Annotated in this window: 10 protein-coding genes; 7 read left to right on the top strand and 3 right to left on the bottom strand. The window is 41.7% G+C overall.

What is annotated here, in order from left to right; translation table 11 throughout:
- Positions 1–800: 800 nt before the first annotated feature.
- Positions 801–2393, bottom strand: coding sequence for a radical SAM protein (locus tag VJB08_03705; GenBank protein ID HLD43062.1), 1593 nt, complete (start codon positions 2391–2393; stop codon positions 801–803).
- A gap of 102 nt (positions 2394–2495) precedes the next feature.
- Here VJB08_03705 and VJB08_03700 point away from each other — a divergent pair, with 102 nt between their 5' ends.
- From VJB08_03700 to VJB08_03685, 4 genes are read left to right on the top strand one after another with little or no spacing between them, the layout of a single operon-like run.
- Positions 2496–3224 carry a phosphocholine cytidylyltransferase family protein gene (locus tag VJB08_03700; GenBank protein ID HLD43061.1) on the top strand — a complete coding sequence of 243 codons (729 nt, stop codon included), beginning with the start codon at positions 2496–2498 and terminating at the stop codon, positions 3222–3224.
- Positions 3221–4534, top strand: coding sequence for a phosphoenolpyruvate mutase (aepX, locus tag VJB08_03695; protein ID HLD43060.1), 1314 nt, complete (start codon positions 3221–3223; stop codon positions 4532–4534). Before VJB08_03700 ends, aepX begins: the two co-directional genes overlap by 4 nt.
- Positions 4535–4570: 36 nt before the next feature.
- The gene (aepY, locus tag VJB08_03690) at positions 4571–5689 is read left to right on the top strand and encodes a phosphonopyruvate decarboxylase (GenBank protein HLD43059.1); all 1119 of its coding nucleotides are present in this window, start codon (positions 4571–4573) and stop codon (positions 5687–5689) included.
- A gap of 4 nt (positions 5690–5693) precedes the next feature.
- The gene (locus tag VJB08_03685; protein HLD43058.1) at positions 5694–6827 is read left to right on the top strand and encodes a phosphonoacetaldehyde reductase; all 1134 of its coding nucleotides are present in this window, start codon (positions 5694–5696) and stop codon (positions 6825–6827) included.
- A gap of 34 nt (positions 6828–6861) precedes the next feature.
- Here the strand turns inward: VJB08_03685 and VJB08_03680 are convergent, their stop codons facing one another.
- Positions 6862–8394 (bottom strand): radical SAM protein, encoded by a 1533-nt coding sequence (locus tag VJB08_03680; protein HLD43057.1) that lies wholly within the window; start codon positions 8392–8394, stop codon positions 6862–6864.
- A gap of 96 nt (positions 8395–8490) precedes the next feature.
- On the opposite strand from VJB08_03680, the gene VJB08_03675 reads away from it, so the two are divergent.
- Positions 8491–9288: a hypothetical protein gene (locus tag VJB08_03675; protein ID HLD43056.1), complete on the top strand. Its 798-nt coding sequence runs from the start codon at positions 8491–8493 to the stop codon at positions 9286–9288.
- Between the two features lie 125 nt (positions 9289–9413).
- Entirely contained in the window at positions 9414–10139 is a 726-nt protein-coding gene (locus tag VJB08_03670) for a CDP-alcohol phosphatidyltransferase family protein (GenBank protein HLD43055.1), read from the top strand.
- Here VJB08_03670 and VJB08_03665 read toward each other — a convergent pair.
- A complete protein-coding gene (locus VJB08_03665; protein HLD43054.1) occupies positions 10136–11074 on the bottom strand; it encodes a glycosyltransferase family 2 protein in 939 nt (312 codons plus the stop codon). The genes VJB08_03670 and VJB08_03665 overlap by 4 nt on opposite strands.
- A 64-nt stretch (positions 11075–11138) precedes the next feature.
- On the opposite strand from VJB08_03665, the gene VJB08_03660 reads away from it, so the two are divergent.
- Positions 11139–12257 (top strand): glycosyltransferase family 1 protein, encoded by a 1119-nt coding sequence (locus VJB08_03660; protein ID HLD43053.1) that lies wholly within the window; start codon positions 11139–11141, stop codon positions 12255–12257.
- Positions 12258–12428 lie beyond the last annotated feature (171 nt).

Here is a 12428-nt window from a genome sequence, read left to right as displayed (position 1 = left end):
TCTTAGCAACAACTTTATTAAGGTCTACATCATATGTTCTCTTTCGCATTGTGGGGTCTCCACCACCCCCATCTATCCATTAGATGGGGGCTGAAGCCCCCTTAAATCTTTCTAATTGTGAGTTAACTTGCAATCGAGCCGGTTCTGACCCAGCATCTCCGATTACAGACGAACGTTCTCATTCCATATAGTCTCTAAGCACCCCCCTCATACACTTAGAGGATACGTAGGTGCATTAGGATCAGAGATTAGTCCCAGATATTCCTTTCCACCCCCTGCTTCTTGCTATTCCATGAAAGCTAACGCTATAGCGTCGCCTCAAATTCCATGAAGCTCCAGATACTCTAACGTGAGCCTCTGCTCAACAATATCCAGATATTTCTTATACGGAACATAAGGGTTAATATTCTTATTGACAATCCAAAGGAGATGGAGCCATAAACTCACGAGAAAGTAGAAATACCCGATTAGATAAGAGCAACTCTTGCTCTTAATCCTCCCATCATCTTCTACTCTGAAATTTGTTTCTATTTGTTATCTTCTCTTGTATCGCCAGATATATTCTACTCGAGTCTTGAAATGAATATTCGTTGCGAATGTCCATGCATAATCCTCTATTCCCTTACACACGACAATGGTGGTTCTTGGCCTCCATCAAGAACCAAGATGCATATCACAACGTAGTGTTCAGTTTGCGCAGGAGGAGGTCACGGGCAGAAAATCGCTCCGCAATTTTCTTGTCTGGAGAATCGCACTATCAAAAACCAGGACCTTTAGGCCGCGGATGCGTTCGGTTTTCTTTATTTTGCCTCGGCTTTTGAAAAAATAAGCGTATCAAGCTTTGAATCCAGCCCACGTCCTTGTAATTCAGCTAATCTGACTTTGTCTTCTTGCTTCGTTCGTAAGTATTTATAGAGTCGTATAAGATACCATTCAGCAGGCAAATAAAAAAACTTATGCCTAAACCTAAACCTAGCAACAGATAAGGCAACTTTGTAGCCAATCTTTGCAACTGGTTTGAATCTCTTTACTTTTGGAAGCCAATATCTTTCTATGCTCCCATTTATGAACGGAAAGATATAATCATACTGAATCATCTGAACCCATCTTTTGTACTTCCTCGGCACCCACGGAGTATTATGCCGATACGATTCCACCTCTCCCCACCCCTCCAAAGTCTGGGGTTCCTTATATCCGTTCTTTACACAGAGATTCCAAAGCGCAGTTCCGTTAGGATACGGTGTAAAGGGTATAAGGTACGCATCATTATTAGAATTAATGCTCCACGCATAGGCAATAAGATCCAGCGTTGAATTAAATTCCTCCTTCATCCTCAAGCCGGGGATCTGAGGAAGTCCAGTCATGCATGAAAGAATAACCTTCAATCCGTACTTATTACATGTTCTGACAAGTTTCTTTGTGTCTTCTACGCTGCATCCTTTATTGATCAACTCTAACACAGCATCAGTTCCCGATTCCGCTCCTACAAGAAACTCAATCACTCCGCATTTCTTCATCAGTTCCCACATTTCGGGCTCATACATATTCAACTGTCTCGTTCTCCCATTCAGAAACTCTAATCTTATTGGAATCTTTCTATCTACAATCCCTTGGAATATCTCCTTAGCTCTTCTTTTATTTGTAAAAAACAGGCTGTCAAGCATTCGAATCTTCTTTATACCATATATCTTAGATAACCATTCAAAATCATCTAGCACTCTACCAGAAGAAAGACCTTTCCAAACCTTTTGGCTCATCTTAATCTCAAAACAAAAGGCGCACTCAAAAAAACATCCTCTGCTGCTTATATATTCAACAGTTTTATCATCGACGAGATCATTATTCAAAATCCTCTCGCTTACAAGTTCGTAAGGCATCCTTGGGAGATCATTAGGATCGTCCATGACGCGCGGAGGCGTGCTCACAACATTGCTTCCTTCCCTGTAAACAATACCTTTGACATCAGCATAAGGTTTGTGCTGAGCTAAACAATCAACAATCTCCCTGAATGCAGTCTCGCAATAGCTTTTTATAACAATATCGACCCATTCACTCTTTGCAGTCTGCTCAGGAAGGAGTGTTGGATGCACCCCTCCCCAAATAATCTTTACCTTTGGATTTTTCTTTCGAATGAGCTTACAAATATTGATAGCATCAGTGATCTGATAACCAGTCATCACACTAAATCCTACACATAATGTATCGTCATCAAGAAAATTAAGGGCTTCTTTGTAATAATCTCTCATAGGTCTTGCCATAACAATCTTAACCTCGTACTCATCTCTGATCACTGAAGCAAGAGCTAAAAGTCCGATGGGAAGGCCGCTGCTGAAATTATCAGACATAGGCTTTGGATTGACAAGCAAGACTTTCTTTTTCAGCAACGGTTCCATAGAGCACTCCGAAAAACTCTTTAAAGATTGCAGGAAGTTGCCAGCATCCTATTTAAGGTTTTCGGTGGAACGCTTTTAAATAGGCCATGCACTCAAAGCCGAATGAAGGCCATCATTGTCAATTCTGGACGGGGATGCAGACTAAATTCGTTGACAAGCAACACTCCTAAATGTTTGATCAAAGTTGGCGGAACTGAAATTCTTGGCCATCAATTAAGGGAGTTAATTGCCTGTGGCATCACAGACATAATAATCACCACAGGACCCTTTGAGGACCAGATCAAGTCGTACGTAAGAAAGAATTTTCCGAAAATCTCAATTACATACGTCAGGAATCGCAAGTATAAAGAAACCAACTATATTTACTCACTCTGGCTCACACACCATTTGATAAATGAAGATGTGATATTTATGCACGGAGATCTGCTCTTTGAAAAAAGCATACTGTCAAACCTTCTTAAGCAAGAGGTAACTTCAATACCTCTTGCCAAGAATCTTCAGCTTCCTGATAAAGATTTCAAGGCAAGAGTGATAGATGGACGCATTGCAAAGATCGGGGTGGATATCTTTGGAGAAGGGGCATATTTCTGTGCACCAATCTATCGGATATCAAAAGAACATTTTCTTCTTTGGATGAGGAAAATCTGTGAATTCATATCAAATGGAAGGGTTTCGGAATATGCTGAGAACGCGTTGAATGAATTAAGCAGCGAAATAGAAATGCATCCATTGTACTATAACGGATTCTGTATGGAAATAGACAATCAAGAGGATCTCAAACGCGCTAATAATCAGATATACGCTAATAATCGAATAGAGAGAAAAGCATGAGCGAAGTGAAAAAAGCAAAGGTATATGTCAGCATGGCCGCTGACATCATCCACCACGGGCATATAAATATTATAGAGAATGCACGAAAATTAGGGGAAGTAACTGTTGGTTTGATGACAGATATGGCATTGGCAGGCTATAAACGCCTCCCACTTCTCTCATACGAACAAAGAAAAAGAATAATTGAGAATATTAAAGGCATAGAAAAGGTAATCCCGCAAGCATCTCTGGATTATCTTCCTAACCTAAAAAAAATGAGGCCGGACTACGTTGTTCACGGCACTGATTGGAGAACCGGCACCCAAAAGGAAACACGGGCAAAAGTAATTGAGGTATTAAGGGAATGGGGTGGGAAGCTTGTAGAAGTTGACTATACAAAAGACATTTCTTCAAGTCAAATAGTTAGTAGGATGAATGCGATAGGAACAACACCCGAAATACGCCTAAGGAAACTAAAAAAATTATTAGAACTTAAGCCAATTGTAAGGATCATGGAAGTGCATAACGGTCTGACAGGGAGAATAGTTGAGACCACACAGCTAATTGAAGGAGACAACGTAAAAGAATTCGATGGAATGTGGGCAAGCAGCCTGACAGACTCAACTGCCAAAGGCAAGCCAGACACAAAAGTTGTAGATGTAAGTTCTCGGGTGCACACCATAGATCAAATATTTGAGGTAACGACAAAACCACTTATCTTTGATGGTGACGACGGAGGGCTGCCAGAGCATTTTGGATTCATGGTTAAGACACTTGAAAGGCTTGGAGTTTCAGCAGTAATCATTGAAGATAAGACCGGAGCAAAGAGGAACTCCCTTTTCGGGGCCGAAGCAGGCCAAACCCAAGATAGCGTGCAGAATTTCTGCGGAAAGATAAAAACAGGAAAGAACGCACAAGTCACAGATGATTTTATGATTATTGCAAGGATTGAAAGTCTAATCCTTGGGAAGGGGCATGGAGACGCTCTAAAAAGGGCTCAAGCATATATAAAAGCAGGAGCAGATGGAATTATGATTCACAGCAAGGCAGATAACGCCAAGGAAGTGCTTGAATTCTGCAATCTCTATGCCAAATTTGAGCAGAGAGTGCCATTAGTGGCGGTGCCCAGTACCTATAGTCATATCACCGAAAGAGAACTGGCGGACGCTGGCGTGAATATTGTCATCTATGCAAACCATATGCTGAGAAGCGCATATCCTGCAATGGTGGAGACAGCAAAACTCATATTAAAGCACGAAAGATGCCATGAGGCAAATGAGGTATGCTATCCCATAAAAGAGACAATCACCTTGATACCTGCAAGCAAATGACCTAATAAAAATGCCGAGGAGATGAAAAGGAATAAAATGATCGATGCAAAAATACTTTACGAATCCATTATAGAGAACGGAAGCAATTTATTTACGGGGGTCCCAGATTCGCTGCTGGCACATTTTTGTGCCTACATCACAGACAATTCAAAAAATCATATCATCTGCGCAAATGAGGGAAACGCAATAGCGCTAGCAGCAGGCTACCATCTTGCTACCAAACAGATCGGAGTAGTTTACATGCAGAATTCTGGCTTGGGAAATTGCGTCAATCCTTTAACCTCGCTTACAGATGCAGACGTTTACAGCATTCCCGTGCTGTTGGTTATAGGCTGGAGAGGAGAACGCGAAGATGAGCCACAGCACAAAAAGATGGGAAAGATAACCCTGGATCAGTTAGACACGCTGGGGATACCTTATTCCATCCTGCCGCAGGAGGGGAAAGAACTGAAGGAAGCCGTAGATAAGGCATATTCTTCAATGAAGGGTAGCAATACTCCTTATGCGCTTGTTGTTAGAGAAGGAACATTCAATGCATACCCTCTTAAGAGCGAAACAAAAGTGAAATTTGAATTAAGCCGGGAAGAGGCAATAAAATTGATTGCAGGGAACCTAAAGGATGATGATATCATAGTATCCACGACAGGAAAGGCATCTCGGGAAGTATTTGCATTTAGGGAAGAACTCGGCCATGATCATAAAAAGGATTTTCTTACCGTTGGCTCTATGGGGCATTCCTCAAGTATTGCTTTAGGCATCGCCCTATCAAGGCCTGGCAGAAATGTATACTGCTTCGATGGTGACGGCGCCGTAATAATGCATATGGGCGTGCTTGCAATAATCGGCGATAAGAAACCAAAGAATTTAAGGCATATCATCTTCAATAACGGGTCTCATGATTCTGTCGGCGGGCAACCTACTGCAGCATTCAACATAGACCTTCCGGCTATCGCAAAAGCTTGCGGTTATACTAGCACAGCATGCGCAGAAACCCCTGAGGATATCAAGGGCAAATTAAGTCTGCTTCAATCAATCGACGGCCCATCTTTATTGGAAATCAAAATCAACAAAGGAGCAAGGGTCAATCTTGGAAGACCCACAATAACTCCAATAGAAAACAAAAAAGCATTTATGGAGTATATCTCAAGAGGCTAAACCTATGGCAGTCGTATATGAAAATCCCAGCCCCCTAAATGAAATAGCAGGCATACTCCAAAAAGAGAAGCCTCACTCTATCCTCCTATTAAATGGAGAGAATTCGTATTATGCCTCAGGAGCAGAGAAGCTCATCAGCCCTCAACTTAAAGGCTATAGGGTAACCTATGCTTCAACGCGCAATCAAATTCCATCAATAGAAGACGTCCGGAAGACCATAACCCTTATCCGGGAAAATAATATAGACTTTATCATAGCAGTCGGTGGCGGGAAGGTTATGGACATAGCTAAAGCAGCAGCATTGCTTTACAAAGAAACAATGCCCATCAAAGAATACATAACCGCAAAAATAAAAGCAAATGGAAGCAATCTTCCAAGAATACTCATTCCAACCACTTCCGGATCAGGAGCTGAAATAACGCCATTTGCAGTTGTATACATTGATAAAACAAAATACTCTCTCGCTCACCCTAGTATGGTCCCTGAACATATCCTCTTAGACCCATCTTTGACCTATTCCCTCCCGCCAAAAATCACAGCTCAAACAGGAGTGGATGCTCTTGCGCAAGCCATAGAGGGATTATGGTCTGTTAAATCAACAGAGGAATCAAGGCAATACAGCAGGGAGGCAATCCCTATCATTCTTTCCAATATTGTCCAAGCTGTTAATGCTCCAACCCCCGAAAATCGTGCAGCAATGATGTATGCAGCCCATCTCGCAGGAAAATCGATAGCCATAGCAAAAACAACAGCAGCGCATGCCATATCCTATCCATTAACAGCATACCACAATATCCCCCATGGCCACGCAGTTATGCTTACTCTTCCTTATTTCTTTCCAATCAATGAAAATGTAACTCCGGAAAACATACAGAATGGGCTGGCAATAGATACTGTTAAAACTCGCATTTCAGAATTACTCAGCTTATTAAGTGCAAAAGACGGAGAAGAAGCGAGAGACAAACTCATAAGTCTAATGGAGCAGATAGGCCTTGAAACAAGATTAAGCAGATTGGGAATCCATGGGGGGGACTTAGGAAACATCATAGATCATGGATTCAACCCTCAAAGAGTAATCAATAATCCTGTAATGGTAACCGAAACAATAGAGAGAGGGATACTAACAAGGATTCTCTAATACTCTGATAAACGGGCAATCCATCGTGCTCCAATTAATGCATAACAGGTTTTTCCAAAAAGAACTTCTCTCTGTAAATCTTACTCAATTCTTCAAACTTTTTATTCCCTTCTTCATCAAACTTCTCAGCTATCCTAATCTCAGGCCACATCTCTCTTGGAAACTTGGCATACAGTACAAACGTTCTCTGCAATCCGAGAATCTCTTCCTTGGATATATGGGGCATATTCAGAGTAAAATCAGCCCTGTAATCTCCGGCCATATGGTCCTGGGGGATATACCCCCTTTCAACACTAAGGTCATATAAGCTAGTCCCGCGATAAGGGTTAAAGACATGTATCATGATATTATCAAGCCCAAGTTTCCTATTCAACTCAATTGTGTCAAATATCTGCTCCCTTGTTTCTCCAGGAAATCCAATAATACTATTTGCTGAAATCTGCATCTTGCTGTTCTTAAGAAGCCGAAAGGCCTCAACGATCTTCTCATTGCTCATCATCCTGTGTATGACTTTCCTTCTAAACTCTTGATTTCCGCTTTCTACCCCTGCAGATATCGAAACACAGCCGGCGTCCTCAAGGAGCCTTACATTCTCCTCGTCAACCCCTTCTACCCTCACCTGACACCAGAAAGGAATCCCAACCTTTTCCTTCCATAAGCGTGAAAACTCTCTAATGCGCTCTTTTGATGTTGGCAGGAACATCTCCGCAAGAATATAGACATATTCAAGTCCGTATTTGTCTTTAAAATATTTCACCTCATCGATAAACTTAGGGATACTCTTCTCCCGATAACTCTTATGCTTGTGAACCTTATTGAGGAATTCATTTATGCAGAACGTGCAGGAGTAGATACATCCTCGGGTCAGCTCAAAACATCCAGTCCTTCCGATATTCCCGGACATGGGTTTGTAGATCCTTCTCCTGTCAAAAATCTCCCAATCCTGCATCGGCAAATCATCCATATCGATAAGATTTCCAAGCCTATTCTTATGAATCTTGCCATCCTTTTTTACCCAGAGATTAAGGATTCCCGTATAATCCTCCTTATTTCTCAATTTTTCACACAATTCAACAAAAGAATTTTCAGCCTCTCCGACACAGACAATATCGATATTCCTTTCATCTATAACGTCCTCTGGAGAAGTCATAGCATGTGCTCCGCCGCAAGCAACAACAATCTCGGACTTAACCCTCTTCACAGCATCAATAATTTCCATTCCCATCTTAAATGTTAACTCAACTGCAGAAAAGCCAATGAGGTCTGGCTTAAACTCTTCAACCATCTCCAGAAAATCCTGGAGCATATCTGTATCATTAAAATAAATTCCATAATCAGAAAAATGCGTCTCCTTGACCTGCAACGTCCTTACCCGGGCATCATCTCCAGTAAACCCCCGCGTATTGTAGAAAGTAGTGTCAAAGAGCCTGACTTCGTTCCCTGCCCTCTTTAAGCACGCAGAAAGGGTTGCCAAATTGGGTGGAATCAGCGTGTCCATTGAAGAATTTGCGTGGATGAGTAGGACTCTGAAGTTCCTGCCAGGCATACCATTCCTTCCTTCTCCCATTCACTATCGTTACTTTTACTAGTATATATAATTTTTGATTCTGCGAAATCAGGCCAAACGCAAAAATTTAAAACCACAAGTATATCCCTAAACTGTATGGATAGCAAGACACATCTGCTTATATCACAAAAAATCCTCAAGAGCTGCAATGCGGACGAGTCAAATGCGTTCTTCTCGTTGATCCCGGGGATACAGTTCCATCTGCAACCCTTCAATTCCCTCTACACCCACACACTAGAAAACCAGCCAAGATTGCTGGATGCAGCATTTTGTCTTTTTAAAGGAAAGAAAACTAACATTTCAAAAGGTTCGCTTGAATATCTCAAGATTCAGGCGGAAAAAGACAACCTCCTAGTCTCAATCTCCGAATTGGGTCAAGAAAAGACATTAAACCTCAGCAGGCAAGATGCATGCCTGAGCCTCATAACCCACATCTACCTAAATGCATGCGTTTATCCAGTACAGGCGTTCCTGCCATATTCAGCTATCCCCTCGGGCCATTGGGAATTCTGGAACAAAATAGACTATTCCTTACTTCAAAGGAGATGGCAAGAGAAGCAATTGCAACAAGAGTTCAGGGAAAAAGTGGCGAAAGCCGATATTGATAAAATACAGATAAACTCTGAAGCATTCCCCCCCCTTATTCGCAAGCGAGTGTTAAAACAGAAAGACAACGACCTTAATAGCCCAGCCTTACTGAAAGCCATGATTATACGGCTTGGAGAGCTCGGAAGCCCACCAGTAAACTATGAGACAGTGGATAGGGCCGTAAGATTTCTGCTCAGACACCTTAACATTAATAAGCATCTGCGGGTTGATCGTGAGAGAGCCTATCTGCTAGTCACGGAAGCAAAGATTTTAAAATGCATTGCCGAATCTCTTCCCAAGCATTAAATAACAAGTGAGACTCATGGTTGAACTAAGCACACTCCTGAATCTATTCATTATTGATGCAGTCCTTATGGTCTGGATGTCTATCATCCTATTTTTCATATATTTAAAGCTCTTGATGCAATAACATGGAAAAAAAGAGGATTACTTTCAATGATTTGGATCGTGTCGCTACAGTTCCGATGCCTCGCGCAAATATGTTTCTTCATTACCCCTATTTAATATTAGGGTGGGTCTTTGGCAACATACTTCGGCTCTCTCCAAACATGATTACCCTCCTTTCCTTCATCGCAGTCATTTTTAGCGCCTACCTGTCTATCACCGGTCATCTTATCGGCGGAGCGCTCTTTTTCCTGTTGCGATTCCTTCTCGATAATGTCGACGGAAAACTAGCAAGGCTGTGGGGTGTATCCTCACGCTGGGGAGGCATCTTTGATTGGGTCACCGGCTATATCGGAACTGCGCTGATTACCATCGCACTTTTCTATAACCTTAATGAGACACTCATCTTCTTATTAACGCCCTTTATTATTCTTATGTCCTTAATCCACCCTCTTCAGCATTTGGTTGTCATTTTAATCCTGGATAAAGAGGCTCTGAATAAAATGAAACATGCCAGATACAATGAATGGATGTATTTTGAAGATTGCCGTTTAATTGCTTTTGTACTTATCCCCATACTCGCATCATTCTTCACAATAAAGTCTATCAATCTTTATGCATTGGTGCTATATTCGATAATGCTTGTCATCCTCAAAAATATCGGATGGATGGCGTACTACTATAGGCCATTAAGGCACGTTGTTCTAAGAACATTTGCAAGAGACACCTCTAGACAAGAAGCCGATGTCTAAATGATCCTCTTTACAATATATTGCTCTTTTTCCCTTTGATAAGATACCATATCCCCAAGAAGCCCAATCCCTATGAATTGCACACCAAGGACAAGAAGCAGCATTGTAAATATCAATAAAGGCCTCCTGCCTATGGAGGCACCTACCAGTACCTTTAGTGTGGTTAGATAAACTCCTAATATAAAACCAATAACACTGAAGATTATTCCAATTCCACCGAACAAGTAAAAAGGACTCTGACCGTAGCTGATAAGAAACTTCACAGTAATCAAATCGAGGAACCCCTTAAATAAGCGCCCTATACCATATTTAGATTTTCCATAAATCCTTGGATGATGCCTGATCTTCATCTCTCTTACCTCAAATCCCTTCCAAAATGCCAAAACCGGGATGTAGCGATGGAGTTCTCCATAAATCTGGATATTCTCGATCACTCTCCTCCTAAAAGCCTTGAACCCGCAATTTGAGTCATGAATCCGGATCTTAGTTAGGAGAGCTATAGAATAATTAAAAAACCTGGATGGAATCGTCTTGGAAAGCGGATCTTTTCTCCTATACTTCCAACCGACAACAACATCGCAATGTCGGATCTCATCCAAAAACCGAGGGATTTCGGCTGGGTCGTCCTGAAGATCGGCGTCCATGGTTATAACCAGCCCTCCCTGAGCCAGTTTGAATCCTGCAGTAAGCGCAGCTGATTTGCCGTAATTGGTTTGAAACTCCACAATCCGTATATCTTTTTCTCTCGCAAGCCCCTGAAGAACCGCAAGGCTGCCATCACTACTTCCGTCATCTATGAAAATAATCTCGTACTCTCCGTGATAATCATGAAGAGCACGATTGATATTTCTATACAAGTAAAGAAGGTTCTTCTCCTCATTATACACAGGGATAACAAGAGAAATGTCAACGCGGCGTCTTTGCTTCTTGGCCATCTCTCCTCAGAAGTGGTGGCGAATATATAAATGTTTTTAAAGAGCCTCGCGTTCCCAAACAAAAATGAGAATAGGCATAATCACCGACTCAATCGATGACAATGGCGCGGGCATTACAACCTACACCCGAAATCTTGTTAAGAATGTCCTCAATAGCGATAAAAATAACGAATATTTTTTAATCCATTACAGAAAAGACAACAGGAATAAGATATACAAAAACAGAAATATAAAGCACATCATCATCCCTCTTTACGAATTTCCATTCTATAGGCAGCTGAGAAAACTGATCATATTTCCGTTGCTTCTAAGAAAATATAACCTGGACGTAGTTCACGAGCCAACACAAATAGGGCCATTCTTCTTCAAACAGAAATACAAGATGATTGTGACCATCCATGACCTCGCTCCGTTGCTCTATCCAAAAACACAAGGCATGCTGCCATACCTCGAGCATAAGATCGGCCTTAAAATAATACTAAAAAATGTCCATAAGATAATCACGGTATCAGAAAACACAAAAGAGGATATTATAAGAATTTTTCGCATCAGCCCTAAAAAAATACACGTAACCTATGAAGCTGCAGAAAACGACTGTAAAAGAATTAAGAATAGGAAAGCAATCAGCGAATTCAAAAGAAAGAACAGTATAACCTTTCCGTTCATCCTCTATGTAGGCACAATAGAGCCGAGGAAGAACATACCGGCGCTCATCAGAGCATTCAATGAAATAAGAAAACAGCACCCTACATACAAACTAATCATTGTTGGAAAGAAAGGCTGGAAATACAAATGTATATTCAAACTCATAGAAAAACTCAATCTTAAAAACGACATTATCTCCACAGGATTCATCCCAAGATCCGACCTCGTCCTCTACTATAATACCGCAGAGCTGTTTGTCTGGCCTTCCTTATACGAAGGCTTCGGCCTCCCTATCCTAGAGGCAATGAAGTGCGGCTGTCCGGTATTAGCATCTCAAATTCCAACAAACCGAGAGATTGTCAAAGAAATCCCTTGCGCATTCAATCCGAAAGATCCTCATGAACTATGTAGAAAAATGCAGGAACTCATCCAAAACAACTCTTTAAGAAACAAGAGAATCAAGCAAGGCCTCAAAACAGCACAGGAATTCTCATGGAGGAGATGTGCAGAAGAGACCTTACACATATATTCGTTATGAGGGGAAGGTGGCATTGAAAAGTTGCTCGCTTCGCTCGGCAGCGCCAGGTTCGCCATGCGCAAGTCAGGCAGAATAGCGACATTCTCCGAGGGAGGCGACCCTCTTGTCGCTGTGCCGCCGCTCCGTTATAATGGCTTACAAGAGGGCGCTGCATGACTTTTCAATGCCACC

Source organism: Candidatus Nanoarchaeia archaeon, assembly GCA_035290625.1.
In the GTDB taxonomy this organism is placed as follows: Archaea; Nanobdellota; Nanobdellia; order Woesearchaeales; family DATDTY01; genus DATDTY01.
This window is presented reverse-complemented; position numbering and strand designations above follow the sequence as displayed.